This is a genomic window from Methylobacterium sp. Leaf99 (genome assembly GCF_001422375.1).
In the GTDB taxonomy this organism is placed as follows: Bacteria; Pseudomonadota; Alphaproteobacteria; order Rhizobiales; family Beijerinckiaceae; genus Methylobacterium.
The window spans coordinates 57,693-75,037 of sequence record NZ_LMMU01000008.1; the positions used below are offsets into that span (position 1 = coordinate 57,693).

The following is a 17,345-nucleotide window of genomic DNA, read 5'->3' on the forward strand; positions in this document are numbered from 1 at the left end:
ATCCGTGATCCTCCGACACCGGAACCGTCCATGTCCTCCGCGCCCGACGCCTTCGCTCCGAAATCCGATTTCCTCCGGGTGCTGTCCGAGCGTGGCTTCATCCACCAGGGCTCGGACCTCGCCGGCATCGACGCGGCGGCGCTCGAAGGCCGGCTCACCACCTATGTGGGCTACGACTGCACGGCGGCCTCGCTCCATGTCGGCCACCTCCTGTCGATCATGATGCTGCACTGGCTCCAGGCCACGGGCGGCACGCCCATCACCCTCATGGGCGGCGGCACCACCCGGGTCGGCGATCCCTCGGGGCGCGACGAGAGCCGCAAGATCCTCACCCTCGAACAGATCGAGGAGAACAAGGTCGGCATCCAGAAGACCTTCGCCCGGTTCCTCCGCTTCGAGGGCGGCGGCAACGCCGCGACCATGGTCGACAATGCCGAATGGCTGACCAAGCTCAACTACATCGAGATGCTGCGCGACATCGGCCGGCATTTCTCCGTCAACCGGATGATGTCCATGGACAGCGTCCGCATGCGGCTGGAGCGCGACCAGGAGCTGTCGTTCCTGGAATTCAACTACATGATCCTGCAATCCTACGACTTCGTCGAGCTCAACCGCCGCTACGGCTGCACCATGCAGATGGGCGGCTCGGACCAGTGGGGCAACATCGTCAACGGCATCGATCTCGGCCGCCGCATGGGCACGCCGCAGCTCTACGGCCTCACCTGCCCGCTGCTCACCACGGCGTCCGGAGCCAAGATGGGCAAGACCGCCGCCGGGGCCGTGTGGCTCGATGCCGGCATGCTGTCGCCGTATGATTACTGGCAGTTCTGGCGCAACACCGAGGATGCCGATATCGGCCGATTCCTTAAGCTGTTCACCCTCCTGCCCATGGGTGAGATCGCCCGCCTGTCTGCGCTCCAGGGCGCCGAGATCAACGAGGCCAAGAAGGTGCTGGCGAGCGAGGCCACCGCCCTGATGCACGGGCGCGAGGCGGCGGACACGGCCTCCGAGACGGCCCGCAAGACGTTCGTCGAAGGCAGCGTGGCGCAGGACCTGCCGACCGTGATCGTCTCGGCCGCCCTCCTCGATGCCGGGCTCGGCGTACTCTCGGCCTTCGGCCCCGAATACGCCAAGCTGGTGCCGTCCACGAGCGAGGCCCGCCGCCAGATCAAGGGCGGCGGCCTGCGGGTCAACGACGTGGCGCTCACCGACGAGCGGGCGGTCCTGCGCACGGGCGACGTGACGGCGGACGGGGTGATCAAGCTCTCCTTCGGCCGCAAGAAGCACGTGCTGCTGAAGGTCCGTTAGGACGCGCTCGCCCTGGCCCGACGCCCGTCGGGCTGCTTGCTACCGTTCGGTCTCGCCCATGGGCGCGGCCCCGGCGATCCCGTCGTTGCCGCCGCCGGCGCTGAACAGCTTGCGCAGGATGCCGGGCGCCAGGGCGGAGAGCGGATTGACGCTGACATCGGGCTTCGAGAGGCGCCCGGCGACGCGGAAGTTGAGGGCGAACAGGCCCTCGTTGTGGCCCCCGCCGAGGAGCTGGCCGAGGATCGGCAGCTGCGAGACGACGTTGTTGAGGCCGTAGAGCGGCACGAAGGTGCCGTTGATGTCCGTGCGCTCCTTGGCCGTGTCGAGGTAGCCGTTCAGGGTGAAGCCCATGGCGGCGTTGGAGATCGCCGCGTCGGTGAAATCGACCCGGGCACCGGTGCGGACGAAGTTGGCGCGCAGGCGGTCGAAGGTCACGTCGTTGCCGGCGTTCTGCACGATCTGCTTGCGGCCGCGCGCATCGACGATCTCGCTGCTCGCCGGCCCCTGCGCCATGATGCTCGACAGGGCCGGCTCGTTGCGCAGGACGAAGTTGCGGATCTGCACGACGCCCGCCTGCGGCCCGTCGTTGAGGGCGGTACTCATGACGAGCTTGCCGCCGTACATGCGCTTGTAGATGTCGGCAAAGCGCAGGGTCGCGCCGGCGTCCTGGGTGTCCAGCGTGAGCATCGGGCCCTGCTCCGAGCGGCCGATCTGGGCGCTGAACGGGGCGGCCCCGAAGCGGCCCTGGATACGGCCGGAGCGCACGTCCTTGCCTTTCAGGACGAGCTTGACGGTCGCGTTGGTCAGGGCCTCGCCGTTGAAGCCCGTGAGGATGGCGAGCGAGAGGTCGGCGTCGATGTCCTTCGGGGTCGGGTCGCTCCTGCCCTTGCCCTCCGGGCCGGTCAGGCCGCGCAGGACCGGCCGGGCATCGGCGACGGCGCCCTTCACGGTGATGCGGTAGCTGTTCCCCGAGCGTTCGAGTTGAAGGCGCATGTCGTCGCCGGGCGAGAGCTTGAGGCTCGACAGGTCGGCCCGCTCGACCAGGCCGTCGGCGCCGAGGGTTGCGGTGCCGCGTGCCTGGGCGGGGGCGGCGTCGAGGACGATGTCCCGCAACTCGTACGACCCGCCCCCGGCACTCTCCGTCAGGGTGAAGGCGAGGCGTCCCGGCTTGCCTGCGGGCTTGGCGAAGCCCGGCACGACGCCGTCGATGCCGGCGCGGGCGAGATCCGCCTCGATCCGGATCGGCGGCTTGCCCGACCCGGCGCGCCCGATGGGTACGGCGATCTTCACGGGGATCGACCCGGTGATTTGTGGGCTGACCGGTAGACCCTTCTTGGCGCGCAGGGCCTCGTCGAGGCTGAGGTTGACCAGAACCTCGCCGGGGGCGCCGGGCTTGGGCTGGCGCAGGTCCACGGTGAGGGGCGAGCCCTGGACCCGCGCGTCGCCCTTGAGGGCGAAGGCACCTCGATCATAGGACACCGTGAACCGCCCGGCATCGAGGCGTTCCTTGCCGAAAGCCTTGTCGACGCCGATGTCGGCCAGCGTTCCCGCGATGGTCACCGGCAGATCGGGCAGGTCCGGGATGTGCTTCAGGTTGAGCGGGAAGTCGATGCGCAGGTCGGCCGTGCCCTTCACGCTCGCCGGATCGATATCGACGCCGGTGAGGCTCTTGAACATCTTCGTCTGCATCAGGGACACCAGGGCGTCGGCCCCGCCGCCGAGGCGCATGCCGATCTGGGCCACCACCGCGTCCGGGGTGATCCGGGGAATCACGAAGGATCCGTCCGTGATCGACAGGATGCGGTTGTCCGGCATGCGCAGGTCGGCCGTGACGCCCCGGATGGTGGTGGTGAGACCGGTGATGACCCCCGTGACGCGGCCCCGGGTCAGGGGCGGCGCATCGGCCGTGACGGCAAGGGTCGCGTCGGAGACGGCGAACGCGATCCGCACGGCGTTGTCGGGCATGGGCTCGCCGCGCGTCGCGGCGGCGAGTTCGCTGCCGCTCATGTCGACGGTGATGTCGACGGTATCGACTCGGCCGCCGCGCAGGTAATCGACGAGGTAGTTGCGTGCCGGCGGGGCCACGTGCTCGGGCCAGAGGCGCAGGGCCATGCGCCCGTCGGTGTTCGCGGCGGTGATGTGAAGGGTCAGGCCGTCATCGTCGGCGGTGGTGCCCAGGGTGCCGGTGATCCGCCCGCTCGCCGGTCCGGCCTTGACTGAGAAATCGTCGATGGCGATGCCGCCGGCCCGGCCCGTGAGGTGGGCCGAGAGGGAATCGATGGAGACGGGCTGGTCCTGCCCGTTGGCGCCCCGCAGGGTCGCGTCGCGACCGTCAAGGGTCATGGTCCAGGCGATATCGGATTCGGGCGCGCCCGCCGCCCATGCTCCGGTGAGGTGAGCGGAGTTGCCGCCGCCGCGGTAGTCGAGGGCGTCGAGTTTCATGGCGCGGCCCGTCTCGTCCCAGCTCACCCGGGCTTCCAGGTTCTCGATGGTGACGGGGTTGAAATCCTTCTCCTCGATGAGGACGTTGCCGTCGCTGGTGCGGATGGTGGCCGCCATCGTCTCGATCCGCCCGCCGTCGAGGGCCACGTCGGCCCTGGCCGAGAGCTTCAGGTCGGTTTCCACCGGCAGCTTCGACTGGCCGGACAGAAGCAGCAGGTCGGTGATCGGCAGGTCGTCGAGGGTGATGACCCCCGTGCGGCGGCTACCGCCGGCCTCCTGCAGGTCGCCGCCGAAGCGCCATTCCCCGTGCGGGCCCTCGATGCGCAGTTCGAACACGCGGGCGTTGCGGGCGGCGTCACGGTGGAACAGGCCGTTGACGTGCTCGAACACCGCCCGCTGGCGGGCGTCGTCATCGATGAGGGTGAGACGGCCGTTGGTGATGCGCGCCCGGTCGAGGGCCCCGACGATGCCGGCGGAATCGAGCACGACGCCGAAGATCGACGCCACGGTGGCCGAGATCGGCGAGACCTTGCCCAGCACCGCGTCCACGCTGGGCAAGGTATGGGGCTGGACGGTTCCGGCCTGCTGCGAGTCGGAGGCCGCGAAGGCGATGCTGCCGTCGCGGTGCACCAGGGCGGTCATCTGAAGATCGCGGAACTCGATGGCCCTCGGCTGCACCGAGAGCCGGGCGAGACCCCAGGTGTCGAGGCTCACCACGGCCTGGGGTGCCCGTACCACGAGGGCGCCCTCGGAATTGTAGATGTCGAGGCCGGCCACCCTGAGGGCCAGGGAATTTTCGGAGTCGAGTTCGAGGGCGCTGTCGCGCAGAGACACGCGCCAGCCCGCACCGATGCTCCCGGCGATGGCCGACGCGACGCGCTCCGACATGCCGTCGATGCGCAGGGGGCCGTTCGACAGGCGCCAGAAGAGGCCGGTCAATCCGGCGCCGAGGCCGAGCACGAGGACGAACGCCGGCCAGAACAGCCAGCGCCGCCGCCGCCGCCCGACCGCGCGGCCCGGTCGCATACCCGTGCCCGTGTCCTGAACCATCAATCCTTGAGCCGCTGGATCGGACCGCACCCTCGGGCTATCGAGCGGCGGTCCGTGGGGGAAAGGCGTCTCGGGCGCTGGGCCCGGGCCATGGCGTTTCCCCCAGGCACACCATTAATCGGCCGAAAGGAAGGCATCATGTCCCTCGATACCGGAGATCAGGCTCCCGATTTCGACCTGCCGGGGGCCGGCGGTGGCGCCGTCCGCCTGGCGGACCTCATGGGCCGCAAGACCGTGCTCTACTTCTATCCGAAGGACGACACGAGCGGTTGTACCCTGGAAGCGCAGGGATTCAACGCCCTGGGCGCGGCCTTCGCGGCCGCAGACACGATCGTGATCGGCATCTCCCCCGACTCGGTCAGGAGCCACGACAAGTTCCGGGCGAAATACGAGCTCAGCTTTCCGCTGGCTTCCGACGAGACCAAGGCCATGCTCGAGGCCTACGGCGTCTGGGTCGAGAAGAGCATGTATGGACGCAAGTACATGGGCGTGGAGCGCACCACCATGCTCCTCGACCGGACGGGTCGCATCGTCCGGATCTGGCCCAAGGTGAAGGTCCTGGGCCATGCCGAAGAGGTTCTGGCGGCGGCGCAAGCCCAGGCGTGATCCGCCTCGCGGGGGGCATGGTGAATCGCAGACCCGCGGCAGTGAGGCTTCGTTAACCCTGATCCGGTCAGATGGTGCGCGTTGAATCAGGTGCGCGTCGATGCCTCACATCTCCCGTAAGCCACCCGGCAAGACGGTGCGCCCCGCGAAGATGCGCTCGGGAACCAGTCTTGTCCGAGGGCTCGGGGCGGCACTGGCGCTCGCGACGGCTTGGGCCGGGGGCGCCACCTACTACCTCATCTTCCATGACGAGGTGCTCGCCCGCTTCGTCTCCCAGCAGAGCACGATGCAGTACGGCTACGAGTCGCGCATCGCGGCCCTGCGCCTCGAGCTCGAACGGACGACCCTGGAGCAGGTGACGACCCGCGACGGCCTCGCCACGCGGCTGAAGGACCTGTCCCGGCGACAGGCCGCCCTCGAATCGCGCCAGGGCGTGCTCTCGACCCTGGCCGGCGAGGCGCCGGGCCGACACCTGCCCGAAACGACGGTCGAAGAGGAAGCGCCCCTTGATCCCGCTGCGCGGCGCCCGGGCACGGCGGCCAAACCGTTCCCGACGCCGGAGCCGAGCACGGACTTCCTCGACCTGCGCGGCGCTCGCGAATCCGCCCGCCGCACCGGCATCACCGTGGCGCACCTGGAACGGCGCCTCGACGGCCTCGCCGAGGCCCAGTCCCGCGCCATCGCGGGAATCGGTGCGAATGCCGGCCGCACGGTCCAGCGCCTGCGCGGCCTCGTCGCTCGGATCGGCCTCGACCCGTCGCGGTTCGAGACCCGCGAGGCCGGCCTTGGCGGCCCCCTGGTCCCCTTGAGCGACGATCCGTTCGGCCTCGCCGTGGCGCAGGCGCAGCGCGTCGTCGCGGAAGCGGCGGGACTGCGCCGCATCGCGGAGGCCCTGCCCCTGCGCCGGCCCATCGCCGGGTCGGCCCCCGTGTCGAGCACCTTCGGGGCGCGCCTCGACCCGTTCACCCGGGGCTACGCCCTGCATACGGGGCTCGACCTGCGTGCCGAGACCGGTGAGCCGGCCCGCGCCACGGCGGCCGGCCGTGTGACGGTGGCCGATTACAACGGCGGCTACGGCCACATGGTGGAGATCGATCACGGCCACGGGCTGGCAACGCGCTACGCGCATCTCTCCGCCTACGCGGTGATCCCGGGGCAGTGGGTCGCGGCCGGCGCCGTCGTCGGACGGGTCGGCTCCACGGGGCGCTCGACGGGGAGCCACCTCCATTACGAGACGCGGATCGACGGTGAGCCCGTCGATCCGCAGCGCTTTTTGCGGGTGGCCGATGCCCTCGACCCTTGACGCGTCCGGCGTCTAGTCGAGGTCCTCGACGGCATCGGCGCCGCCGTAGACGCGCTGGGCCAGGGACGCCTCCATGAACGGATCGAGGGCGCCGTCGAGCACCGCGTCGGGGTCCGTGGACTGGGTCCCCGTGCGCAGATCCTTCACCAACTGATACGGCTGGAGCACGTAGGAGCGGATCTGGTGGCCCCAGCCGATATCCGTCTTGGCGGCGGCCTCGGCGTTGGCCTTCTCCTCGCGCTTCTTCAGCTCGGCCTCGTACATGCGGGCCCTCAGCATGTTCCAGGCGGTGGCCCGGTTCTTGTGCTGCGAGCGCTCCTGCTGGCACGCCACCACGATCCCCGTGGGGTTGTGGGTGATGCGCACGGCCGAGTCCGTGGTGTTCACGTGCTGACCGCCGGCACCCGACGAGCGGTAGGTGTCGATGCGGCAGTCGGATTCCTTGATCTCGATGACGATGCGGTCGTCGATCACCGGGTAGACCCACACGGAGGCGAAGCTCGTGTGCCGGCGCGCGCTCGAATCGTAGGGCGAGATGCGCACCAGCCGGTGCACGCCCGACTCGGTCTTGAGCCAGCCATAGGCGTTGTGGCCCTTGATCAGGAGCGTGGCGCCCTTGATCCCGGCCTCGTCGCCGTCCGACCACTCGACGATCTCGACCTTGTACTTCCGACGTTCGGCCCAGCGGCCGTACATGCGCTGGAGCATGTTGGCCCAGTCCTGGCTCTCCGTGCCGCCCGCACCCGAATGGACTTCGAGATAGGTGTCGAAGCCGTCGGCCTCGCCGGACAGCAGGGTCTCGATCTGGCGGCGCGCGGCCTCGGCCTCGACGGCGCGGACCCCGTTCTCGCCCTCCAGGATGGTGTCCTGGTCGCCCTCCATCTCGCCGAGCTCGATGAGGGTCGCGGCATCCTCGAGATCCTGCGACAGGCGCTTGATGGAGGTGACGGCCTCGTCGAGCTGCGTGCGCTCGCGCATGACGGTCTGCGCGGCCTCCGCGTCGTTCCACAGGGCCGGGTCCTCGGACGCAGCGTTCAGCTCCGCGAGGCGTTTCTCGACGGTATCCCAGTCAAAGATGCCTCCTCAGCAGTCCGATCGACTGCTTGGCGGCATCCGAGAGTTGTTCGATCTCGGCGCGCATCTGGTGTTTCGGACTCGTGTGCGAGGTGTGAGCGCGGGTGATACCGACCCGCCCGCGTGGTGTAAACGCCGGAGCCCTTCACGATGGCGCCCCCGATATGAGTCGCGACCCCGCCTCACCCTTTCTCCGACGCCTGCCGCTCCTCGCCGCCACGCTCACCGTCGTGGGGGCCGGGACGGCCCTGCGCCTGGTGCCGGTGGGATTGCCGCCGGGGTTCGTGAAGTATGGTGGGTCGATCCTCTGGGGCGCGATGGTCTACGGCCTCGTCGCGACCCTCTGGCCGCGGCCCCGTCGCCGCATTCTGGGGCTGGCCGCCGTCACGGCGCTCGCCGTCGAGCTGTTCCGTCTCGTCCATGCGCCGGCACTCGACGCCTTCCGGCTGACCCTCGCGGGCCAGCTCCTCCTCGGGCGGATCTTTTCAGCCTGGAATCTCGTGGCCTATGCCGCCGGCATCGGTGTCGCCGTCCTCGTGGATTCATGCCTGCGACACGAACCCGCCCGAGAGGCGACCCGCGTTCCTAGCGCCGATAATCCTGTGGGCCGATGCGGGCCGGATTCAGGACGTATTCGCGCGGGCGGGTGGAGCCGTCGAGGCGGCCTTCGCTGCGGCTGTCGCTGTAGTACTCGGTCCCGGTGAAACCGAAGCCGCCGCCGTTCATCACGCTGGGCACCGGGATGGCGCGCGGATCATCGGGAAGCGGCCGGCCCGTGCCGAGATCGGTGGGCAGCACGACGGGGCCGTCGGCGGCGAGGTAGCGCACCTCGGCAAAAGCCTGGCCGGTGAGCGCGAAGCCGACGAGGCCGGCGGCGAGGACGGTTCGCAAGATCGAGGGCACGGGGCAACTCCGGGATGGGCGGGGTCGAGGGGATGAGGTCCGGCCGACCATGGCGCAAACCCGCCGGCGTGTCCGTGGCGCTCGCGCGTCGCCCTGTGGGAAACCGATGGTCTGGTCAGCCCTTGGAATGGAGCACCACGTCGCGCTCGCGCTGGACGGGTGTGCAGGTGGTGTAGAACGCGTTGAGCACCGTCGGGCGCGAGTCGCAGGCATAGCCGAGGCCCGGCGCCGGAGCGGGGACCGGATCACGGGCGACGATGGGCTTCGGGGCGCAGGCGCCGGCCGACGCGGCGAACGCCAGCGCGGCAAGGAGGGTCAATCGGCGCATGCGATCCTCTGCGAATGAAACTCGCGTCATCGCCCGACCCTGCGGATGCCGGGCGCGGGTGACAAGCCGCGCCGACGGCCCGCCTTCCGCTTTGCCGCGCCCTGTCGCCGCCGCGCAACAATGCGCGGCGGATCTGAGGTCAGCCGGCCTTGGCGAGGGGCGCCGATCCGGTCGAGGGCTCGGCGGGCGGCACCACGTTGTGGAGCGTCCGGTCCGATGTCTCGAAGAACCGCCGGATGTTGCGCGCCGCCTGCCGGATGCGCTGCTCGTTCTCGACGAGGGCAATGCGGACGAAGTTGTCGCCGTGCTCGCCGAACCCGATGCCGGGGGCGACGGCCACGTCGGATTTCTCCAGCAGCAGCTTCGAGAATTCGAGGCTGCCCAGCGACTGGTACTTCTCCGGGATCGGCACCCAGGCGAACATCGAGGCCGAGGGGCTCGGGATCTTCCAGCCGGTCTTGTCGAAGGATTCGATCAGGGCGTCGCGGCGCTTCCGGTAGATCCCCCGCATCTCGACGATGCAATCCTCCGGCCCGTTGAGGGCGGCGGTCGCCGCCACCTGGATCGGCGTGAAAGCGCCGTAGTCCAGGTACGATTTCACCCGGGTGAGCGCGGCGAGGAGCCGCTCGTTGCCCACAGCGAAGCCCATGCGCCAGCCGGCCATGGAGAAGGTCTTCGACAGAGAAGTGAACTCCACCGTGCAGTCGATGGCGCCCGGAACCTGCAGCACGGAGGGCGGCGGCTCGCCGTCGAAATAGACCTCGGCATAGGCGAGATCCGACAGGATGATGATCTCGTGGCGCTTGGCGAAGGCGACGAGGTCCCGGTAAAAATCGAGGCTCGCCACGTAGGCCGTCGGGTTCGACGGATAGCAGACCACGATCGCCACGGGCTTGGGGATCGAGTGCTGCATCGCCTTCTCGATGGCCGGGAAGAACGCCGGGGTCGGCTCGGCCGGCACGGAGCGGATCACGCCGCCCGCCATGAGGAAGCCGAAGGCGTGGATCGGGTAGCTGGGGTTTGGCACCAGCACCACGTCGCCCGGAGCCGTGATCGCCTGGGCCATGTTGGCGAAGCCCTCCTTCGAGCCCAAGGTCGCCACCACCTGGGTGTCGGGGTTCAGGCTCACGCCGAAGCGGCGCTTGTAGTAATTCGCCTGGGCCCGACGCAGGCCGGCGATGCCCTTGGACGATGAGTAGCGGTCCGTGCGCGGCCGACCGGCCGTCTCCACCAGCTTGGCGATGACGTGCTTCGGCGCGTCGAGGTCGGGATTGCCCATGCCGAGGTCGATGATGTCGGCGCCGTTGGCGCGGGCCTGGGCCTTGATCCGGTTCACCTGCTCGAAGACGTAGGGCGGCAGGCGCTTGATGCGATGGAAGTCGGTCATGGCCTTCACGGTGTCCAAGGGCGCGGATCGGGACCGAGGCGCGCGAAAAGGAAGGGGCTGTCATCACCCGGAGATACCGGCGTGGTCTATCACTTCGCGCGTGGAGCGCCGACCGTTATCTTTTTGGCGCCGACCCCAAGGAAAGTTCGTTTCCGGCCGCCCTGGCGGATGCTTCAGGGTGTCGCGGAGGCCGGGCGGGTGGCGCGGCCCGCGCTCTCGGCCGAACGGCCCTGCGCCTCGTTGCGGCCCCGCGCGCCCATGAGTTCGGCTTCCAGGGCCTTGGTGCCCTCGGCCGATTTCGCCCGGATCGGGCGGGCCGGCGCCGAGACGCCCACGGGCAGGAAATTACCCCCCGCCTTGCGTGACTCGGTCACGAAGGCCGGCGCCGCCGGTCCCGGTTGGTAGGCCGCTTTCAAGGGGTTGAGGTCGCTCGAGCAGGCACCCGCGAGCCCCGCCACGGCAGAGAGGCAGGCGGCGGTCGCGACGGCGTGAATCGAGGGCCTGTTCATGACGGATGGGGGCCGATGAAATGCGATGCGGTCTGGCGTAAGTTCGCGATGCCGCGTTAATTTGTCGGAAACGAGGCCCCGAGCCGCCGTCGCCCACGCGGGTGCCGGTCTCTCGCGAACGCGCCTCCGGCCAGGGAGAGAAGCACGCGTGACGACCGAACGGACGACGCCGCTGCCCGACATCGACGCCCTGTCGCGCAATGCCAGCCGGCTCATGGAGGAATTCGGGCGCGCCGCCGCCGTCTACATGAAGCCGGCGACCGACGTCGATGTCCTGAAGGCGCCCCCTGAGCCGCCCGAAGAGGTCAACGATGTGGTGCGGACGCTGGGCACCGTGGCCGAGCGCTGGCTCGTCGACCCGCAGAAGACCGTCGAGGCCCAGGCCAAGCTGAGCGAAGCCTTCATCAGCCTGTGGGGCCAGACCTGGAACCGCTTCCAGGGTGAGGCGGCCCAGCCCGTCGCCGTGCCGGAGGCCAAGGACACGCGCTTCGCCCATGCCGAGTGGTCGACGAACCCGGTCTTCGATTTCATCAAGCAGAGCTACCTCATCACCTCGCGCTGGGCCGAGGGGCTGGTGGACGAGGCCGACGGGATCGACGAGCACACCCGGCACAAGGCGCAGTTCTACCTGCGCCAGATCGTCGGCGCCCTGTCGCCGTCGAACTTCGTGATGACCAACCCCGAACTCATCCGCCACACCCTGGACGAGAACGGCGCCAACCTCGTTCGCGGCATGAAGATGCTCGCCGAGGACATCGAGGCCGGCAAGGGCCAGCTGCGTGTGCGCCAGACCGACCCGGCGGCGGGCTTCGAGGTCGGCGTCAACGTGGCGGTGACCCCCGGCGAGGTGGTTTTTCGCAACGACCTGATGGAGCTGATCCAGTACGCGCCCACCACCGAGACGGTGATCAAGCGCCCGTTCCTCATCGTGCCGCCGTGGATCAACAAGTTCTATATCCTCGATCTCAATCCGGCCAAAAGCCTCATCGCCTGGATGGTCGCGCAGGGGCTGACGGTGTTCTGCATCTCGTGGGTGAACCCCGACGAGCGCCACGCCGACAAGGATTTCGAGGCCTACATGCGCGAGGGCATCGAGGCCGCCATCGACGCCATCGGCATCGCCACGGGCGAGAGCGAGGTGGCGGCGGCGGGCTACTGCGTCGGCGGCACCCTGCTCGCCGTCACCCTGGCGATGCAGGCGGCCACCGGCAACAAGCGCATCAAGAGCGCCACCTTCCTCACCACCCAGGTCGATTTCACCCATGCGGGCGACTTGAAGGTGTTCGCCGACGAGACCCAGATCCGCCTCATCGAGGCCCGCATGAAGAAGCGCGGCTACCTCGAGGGCACCGGCATGGCGACCGCGTTCAACATGCTGCGGCCCAACGACCTGATCTGGTCCTACGTCGTGAACAACTACGTCAAGGGCAAGACGCCGATGCCCTTCGATCTCCTGTATTGGAACGCCGACGCCACCCGGATGCCGGCGGCCAACCACTCGTTCTACCTGCGCAACTGCTACCTCGAGAACACCCTGGCGCAGGGCAAGATGATGCTCGGCAACGTCCGCCTCGACCTGAAGAAGGTCGAAGTGCCGGTCTTCAACCTCGCGACTCGCGAGGACCACATCGCTCCTGCCGTGTCGGTGTTCGAGGGCTCGACCAAGTTCGGTGGCCCCGTCGACTACGTCCTGGCCGGCTCGGGCCACATCGCCGGCGTGGTCAACCCGCCCGCCAAGCCGAAATACGGCTTCTGGACCGGCGGCCCCGTGAGCGGGACCCTGGAGGACTGGATCTCGGCCGCCACCGAGACCAAGGGTTCGTGGTGGCCGTACTGGTTCTCGTGGCTCGAGCATCAGGCCCCCACCCGGGTGCCGGCGCGCGTGCCGGGCGAGGCCGGCCTGCCGTCCCTCGGGCCGGCGCCGGGAACGTATGTACGGATGAAGGCCTGATCGACGCCCCGTACCCTGAACGATCGACTCGGGAACGGTTGGACCGCATCGACGGGCGGATCATTCGGGTGATGGTTTTCGGGGATGCGGTCCGGCTCTCGACCAATCGCTGGCGCGGTTTGCGTCGGCGAGCGCGAACGGGTCGTGTCCGGACGCCTCAAGACTCGGAAGACGACATCGGCGACGTCGGTCTGTCGGGTTCCGTATCCTCCGATGCGACGATACGATTGCGTCCGGATGTCTTCGCTCGATAGAGCGCCTGATCGGCCGCCCGGAACAGGATCTTGCCGTTCATTCGATCCACGGCGGACCCGCTCGCCAATCCGATGCTGACGGTGACGACGGACGTGGATTCGTGGTTCCGATGCGGAATGGCCAAGGCTTCCACGGCACGGCAAACCCGCTCCGCCAAGAGGTGAAAGTCCTCTGGCCGCATGTCCACGGCTGCGATCGCGAATTCCTCACCGCCCACGCGCCCGATCAGGGCGAGCGATTCGCAGGTTCTCGACAGGCAGAGCGCAACCGAGCACAGCACATCGTCGCCTTCGAGATGGCCGTACGTGTCGTTGAACTTCTTGAAGCAATCGATGTCGATCATCGCCACGGACAGGGTGCCGTGGATCGCGTGCGCCAGGGCGTCATCGAGTTGCGCATCGAAGCCGCGACGGTTCGCGATCTGGGTCAGCGGATCGATCGTGGCCAGCTTCTCCATAACGGCCTGCTGACGGGCGATCTGTTCGAGACGAATTTCCTCCCGAAGCGTCGTCACATAGTTGCGGCGGCGTTCGTTCTGGAGGCAATGGTTTGCCAGTATGCTCGTGAAGGCCACCATTGCGCCGACGAGTGCGTACGTCATCACGACCGTGCCGTTGGAGATCGGTGACAGCGCCGCCGCGCCCAGCATGCAGGAGACACTCACGGCACAGACGATTGCCGAGGCAAGTGTCGACTGCCCCAGCAAGTTGATCGTAAAGCCCATCACGATAAGATTGGCGGATAGGTAAGTCAGGGCCGCCAATTTGTCGGATTGTGCGAATAGGATCGAAAACATGATGCAAGCATTGCATGCGGACAAGGTCGATGCCGCTTGATAAACTGCACGCGAACGCCCCGGATGTAGCATGATCCAGATCATGAGACAGTTGATCGGAATCGCGATGCCCAAGCGGAGGCCGACACTCATCCAAAAGAGTCCGGGGTCGACGATCCAATCGAAGACCATCAGCAGTATGAAAAACGCGGTGCCGAGCATCAGCCCGACCAAGCCGATCCGGCGCTGGGGCTCGCGCTCGTCCCGGATGAACGAAGCCTCCAACTCGCGTGGCAGTCGGACCAGACCGAACGACTGGTAGCGTGCCAGCCAGGAATTCAGCTCTTCGACGTTCACGCTCTATCCGCCCGATGGAGCGGCCCAGATCAATATTGAAAAACAAAGTCCTATTGTTCAATCTCTATGGCATTATGCGGAGATATTAAACTCAAAAATCACCTATAATCGATAAACATAGTTGTTTATGTAATTATAAATATAAAAATGCCAGAATGGTCCTTCAGAGGGCTGCCGAGGTGTGACTGTCAGTTAGGATGTTCGCCATAGCCCTCCATCGAGAGTGTGACTTCGTGGATTAGATTGGTACTACTTTCGAAGGAGGCGATGCTTTCAAACGCGATCTCTTGCTGATCGCGCAAAAGAGTGTTCATTGGATTGGTCAACGGCAGGACCGCTGGTCGACGCCTCTGGTGATCTGCTGGCTCCGTCCGGCGAAGAGGGGCGGAAAGCCTCACGGGCAAGCGAGCGGCGGGACCGAGGTCGTCCCGCCGCTTGCGGGGAAGCCCCGCACTCAGAACTTTCGTATGACGGGCGCCGGCGCGGCAGCGGCGGGTTCGCCGAACACGTAGCGAAAGCCCACCGATACGAGGTCGGCGCTGCCGTCGGCCACGCCCGCGAAGGCGATGTTCTGGACGTTGTAGTCGCGTCCCACCCCCGACAGGATGCGGGCCTTGTCGAGGAACAGGTGCGAGTAGGCGACGTTCAGGGTCAGCTTCTCGCTCCAGCGGTAGCTCGCGCCGACGGAGACGTTGACGCGGTCGTTGTCCGGCAGGCGTACGGAGCGGTTGGAGAAGTCGATGGGCGATTCCTCGTAGGCCACGCCGGCGCGGAGCGTCAGGGCTGGCGACCAGTCGTACTCGCCGCCAATGGAGTAGGTGAACCCATCCTTGTAGTTCAGGGGCAGGAAGCTCACCGGCACGCCGCGGGTCTTCGAGACGATGCCGATGGTGCCGAGCCGGGTCCAGTTGTCCCACTCGAACCCGAGGCTGACGCGGGCCACGGGCGAGACCGCCTGGGTCAGGCCGACGCTGAGCTTCTCCGGGGTGTTGAGGTTGGCGGTGACCTGGCCGCCCAAGGGCGCCAGGGCCAGGAGCGGCACGCCGATGGAGCCCTCGATGTCGTGGTGGACCGAGGAGCGGTAGCCGATGCCGAAGGCGGTGCCTTCCCACGGGGTGACGAGGGCGCCCGCCGTGAAGCCGACGCCCCACGAGTCGCCCTTGAGGAACGAGCTCGGCAGGGCCGCCGGGTTGATGGGCAGCGGCACGGCCTGGCGCAGGGTGAGGCGGAAATACTCGATGTTCGGGCCGGCGGCGACGGACAGCCACTCGTTGACCTTGAAGCCGATGACCGGATTGAAGGCGAGGGTAAAGATCCGGTTCGAACGGCCGTAGACCTCGCCGGCCCAGACGTTGCGCGGCTTGGTCACGAGGCCGAACGGAGCGCCCGTCTGGATGCCGATCCAGACGCGGTCGCTGAGCTGATACGAGGTGGCGCCCGAAGGCACCACCGCCCCCTGGCCGATGTCGTTGCTGCCACCGAGCGGCAGGAAGGCGGGGTTGGTGCCGGCCTGGGGCGTGATCCGTCCGGACAGGCCGATGAAGGTGAGGTTCTGCTCCGTGACCCAGCCGGGCCGCATGGTCACAGCGGCCGGGTTCCAGAACATGGACGAGACGCCGCCCGAACCGGCCGCCGCCCCGGCGAAGGCCTCGCCCTGCGCCTGCGTGCTCTGCTCGCGGATGCCGAAGGCGCCGGCGGAGGCGCCATCGATGCCGCCCAGAACCACCGCCGACGCGACGCCCGCGAGGGCGATGGACCGAATTCTGCCTGCCATGGAGCTGCTCCCACCCGTTTGTCCGATGCTCGCTGTCGGCACCTTGACATGGAGAGTGGCGTACTTGCGGCGACTTCGCAATGTGCGGAAAACTAGGTAAAATATACTGTGTATAGAGAATTAAACTGTGTTCGGCGAGTAGATCTTTCGAGTCCGCTGTATCCGTTCGCGGACCTCGAATTTTGGTTTAGATGTAAACCTTATCCACGATTGTTCCGCGCCCCCGCGGAAAAGTGATCGGCGTCCGCGTTCCGTCGGCGGGTGTCGCATTCGGGCGACACCCCTGCGTGGGGTTTCGATGTGAGGCGGTTTGCGTCACCCTTGCGGTTGGGACCGCGACGGGCGATGCCGTCGCTCGGGTCAGGCGAAGGAGCGCGCGATGAAACTCATGCGGCACGGTGCGAGCGGCGACGAGCGGCCGGGACTCGTGGACGCAAAGGGTGGACTGCGCGACCTGTCCGGACATCTCCGCGATCTCAGCGGCCTCGCCCTCTCGCGGGAAGGGCTCGACCGGCTTCGCATGATCGACCCGGAAAGCCTGCCCCTGCTGCCGGCGGACACGCGCCTCGGCCCCTGCGTCGGCGGCACCGGCAACTTCATCGCCATCGGCCTCAACTACGCCGACCACGCCGCCGAGATCGGCGCCGACATCCCGGCCGAACCCATCGTGTTTAACAAGGCGCCGTCCTGCATCGTCGGGCCGAACGACCGGGTGATCCTCCCCAAGGGTTCGGCCAAGACCGACTGGGAGGTGGAGCTCGCCATCGTGGTCGGCGCGCGCGCCTCCTACGTCCACGCCAACGAGGCGCTGTCCTACGTGGCGGGCCTCTGCCTCTGCAACGACCTGTCCGAGCGCGAATACCAGCTCGAGCGCGGCGGCACCTGGACCAAGGGCAAGGGCTGCCCGACCTTCGGGCCCCTCGGCCCCTGGCTCGTCACCCTGGACGAGATCCCGCGCCTCGACGATCTTCACCTGTGGCTCGACGTGAACGGCGAGCGGATGCAGACCGGTTCGACGGCGACGATGATCTTCGGCGTCGCCCAGATCGTCGCCTACCTGTCGCACTTCATGATGCTGATGCCGGGCGACGTCATCACCACCGGCACGCCGCCGGGCGTCGGCATGGGCGCTAAGCCGCCGCGCTTCCTCAAGAACGGCGACGTGATCACGCTGGGCATCGACGGCCTCGGCACCCAGCGCCAGGAGGTGGTGGCCTTCGACGACTGGACCGCCAGGGTGGCGGCGGGCGAGCCGACCCACTGATCCCGCCCCGCCGGCTTGATTTTCCGGCCGGGATTCGCCTTTTGGTGCCATGATCGAGA

14 protein-coding genes are annotated in these 17,345 nt (G+C 67.8%); 6 read left to right on the plus strand and 8 right to left on the minus strand.

All coding sequences use genetic code 11. The features are described 5' to 3' along the window. The first annotated feature begins 30 nt into the window (after positions 1–30). The gene (gene tyrS, locus ASF28_RS15340; RefSeq protein ID WP_056094397.1) at positions 31–1,308 is read left to right on the plus strand and encodes a tyrosine--tRNA ligase; all 1,278 of its coding nucleotides are present in this window, start codon (positions 31–33) and stop codon (positions 1,306–1,308) included. Positions 1,309–1,347: 39 nt separating this feature from the next. Here the strand turns inward: tyrS and ASF28_RS15345 are convergent, their stop codons facing one another. Next, on the minus strand, positions 1,348–4,776 hold the full coding sequence (locus tag ASF28_RS15345; protein WP_244475046.1) for a YhdP family protein: 3,429 nt from the start codon (positions 4,774–4,776) through the stop codon (positions 1,348–1,350). A 162-nt stretch (positions 4,777–4,938) separates the two neighbouring features. Here ASF28_RS15345 and ASF28_RS15350 point away from each other — a divergent pair, with 162 nt between their 5' ends. Next, positions 4,939–5,406, plus strand: a complete 468-nt coding sequence (locus tag ASF28_RS15350) for a peroxiredoxin (RefSeq protein WP_056094402.1) — start codon at positions 4,939–4,941, stop codon at positions 5,404–5,406. Positions 5,407–5,506: 100 nt separating this feature from the next. After that, positions 5,507–6,709: a M23 family metallopeptidase gene (locus ASF28_RS15355; protein WP_056094404.1), complete on the plus strand. Its 1,203-nt coding sequence runs from the start codon at positions 5,507–5,509 to the stop codon at positions 6,707–6,709. Positions 6,710–6,721: 12 nt separating this feature from the next. On the opposite strand, the gene prfB is transcribed toward ASF28_RS15355, so the two are convergent. Beyond that, positions 6,722–7,850 (minus strand): peptide chain release factor 2 gene (prfB, locus tag ASF28_RS15360; protein WP_157085608.1). Its coding sequence is split into 2 segments (ribosomal slippage): positions 6,722–7,780 and positions 7,782–7,850, totalling 1,128 coding nucleotides; the frame shifts between segments, so codons are not numbered across the junction. 97 nt (positions 7,851–7,947) lie between these two features. On the opposite strand from prfB, the gene ASF28_RS21930 reads away from it, so the two are divergent. After that, the gene (locus ASF28_RS21930; RefSeq protein ID WP_157085609.1) at positions 7,948–8,487 is read left to right on the plus strand and encodes a ribosomal maturation YjgA family protein; all 540 of its coding nucleotides are present in this window, start codon (positions 7,948–7,950) and stop codon (positions 8,485–8,487) included. Here the strand turns inward: ASF28_RS21930 and ASF28_RS15365 are convergent. From ASF28_RS15365 to ASF28_RS23735, 4 genes are all read right to left on the minus strand, one after another. Beyond that, positions 8,369–8,686: a hypothetical protein gene (locus tag ASF28_RS15365; protein WP_082476595.1), complete on the minus strand. Its 318-nt coding sequence runs from the start codon at positions 8,684–8,686 to the stop codon at positions 8,369–8,371. The genes ASF28_RS21930 and ASF28_RS15365 overlap by 119 nt on opposite strands. Positions 8,687–8,801: 115 nt before the next feature. After that, positions 8,802–9,014, minus strand: coding sequence for a hypothetical protein (locus tag ASF28_RS15370; RefSeq protein WP_056094411.1), 213 nt, complete (start codon positions 9,012–9,014; stop codon positions 8,802–8,804). 139 nt (positions 9,015–9,153) lie between these two features. Next, the gene (locus ASF28_RS15375) at positions 9,154–10,401 is read right to left on the minus strand and encodes an LL-diaminopimelate aminotransferase (RefSeq protein WP_056095099.1); all 1,248 of its coding nucleotides are present in this window, start codon (positions 10,399–10,401) and stop codon (positions 9,154–9,156) included. Positions 10,402–10,574: 173 nt separating this feature from the next. Further along, positions 10,575–10,775: a hypothetical protein gene (locus ASF28_RS23735; protein ID WP_443189742.1), complete on the minus strand. Its 201-nt coding sequence runs from the start codon at positions 10,773–10,775 to the stop codon at positions 10,575–10,577. Between the two features lie 283 nt (positions 10,776–11,058). On the opposite strand from ASF28_RS23735, the gene ASF28_RS15385 reads away from it, so the two are divergent. Then, a complete protein-coding gene (locus ASF28_RS15385; protein ID WP_056094414.1) occupies positions 11,059–12,861 on the plus strand; it encodes a PHA/PHB synthase family protein in 1,803 nt (600 codons plus the stop codon). A gap of 157 nt (positions 12,862–13,018) precedes the next feature. Here ASF28_RS15385 and ASF28_RS15390 read toward each other — a convergent pair whose 3' ends face one another. Both ASF28_RS15390 and ASF28_RS15395 read right to left on the minus strand, forming a co-directional pair. Further along, positions 13,019–14,248, minus strand: a complete 1,230-nt coding sequence (locus tag ASF28_RS15390) for a GGDEF domain-containing protein (RefSeq protein WP_056094417.1) — start codon at positions 14,246–14,248, stop codon at positions 13,019–13,021. A gap of 454 nt (positions 14,249–14,702) precedes the next feature. Continuing rightward, complete coding sequence (locus ASF28_RS15395) at positions 14,703–16,022, minus strand: OmpP1/FadL family transporter (protein ID WP_056094420.1); 1,320 nt, start codon at positions 16,020–16,022, stop codon at positions 14,703–14,705. A 379-nt stretch (positions 16,023–16,401) separates the two neighbouring features. Here ASF28_RS15395 and ASF28_RS15400 point away from each other — a divergent pair, with 379 nt between their 5' ends. Next, positions 16,402–17,286 carry a fumarylacetoacetate hydrolase family protein gene (locus tag ASF28_RS15400; RefSeq protein ID WP_056094422.1) on the plus strand — a complete coding sequence of 295 codons (885 nt, stop codon included), beginning with the start codon at positions 16,402–16,404 and terminating at the stop codon, positions 17,284–17,286. Positions 17,287–17,345: the final 59 nt, after the last annotated feature.

Bases quoted from the DNA above. Each gene is read 5' to 3' on its own strand.
- ASF28_RS15370 (WP_056094411.1), bottom strand. From the start codon at position 9,014: ATGCGCCGATTGACCCTCCTTGCCGCGCTGGCGTTCGCCGCGTCGGCC.
- ASF28_RS15395 (WP_056094420.1), bottom strand. From the start codon at position 16,022: ATGGCAGGCAGAATTCGGTCCATCGCCCTCGCGGGCGTCGCGTCGGCG.
- ASF28_RS15350 (WP_056094402.1), top strand. From the start codon at position 4,939: ATGTCCCTCGATACCGGAGATCAGGCTCCCGATTTCGACCTGCCGGGG.
- tyrS (WP_056094397.1), top strand. From the start codon at position 31: ATGTCCTCCGCGCCCGACGCCTTCGCTCCGAAATCCGATTTCCTCCGG.
- ASF28_RS21930 (WP_157085609.1), top strand. From the start codon at position 7,948: ATGAGTCGCGACCCCGCCTCACCCTTTCTCCGACGCCTGCCGCTCCTC.
- ASF28_RS15355 (WP_056094404.1), top strand. From the start codon at position 5,507: ATGCCTCACATCTCCCGTAAGCCACCCGGCAAGACGGTGCGCCCCGCG.
- ASF28_RS15375 (WP_056095099.1), bottom strand. From the start codon at position 10,401: ATGACCGACTTCCATCGCATCAAGCGCCTGCCGCCCTACGTCTTCGAG.
- ASF28_RS15400 (WP_056094422.1), top strand. From the start codon at position 16,402: ATGAAACTCATGCGGCACGGTGCGAGCGGCGACGAGCGGCCGGGACTC.
- ASF28_RS15345 (WP_244475046.1), bottom strand. From the start codon at position 4,776: ATGCGACCGGGCCGCGCGGTCGGGCGGCGGCGGCGGCGCTGGCTGTTC.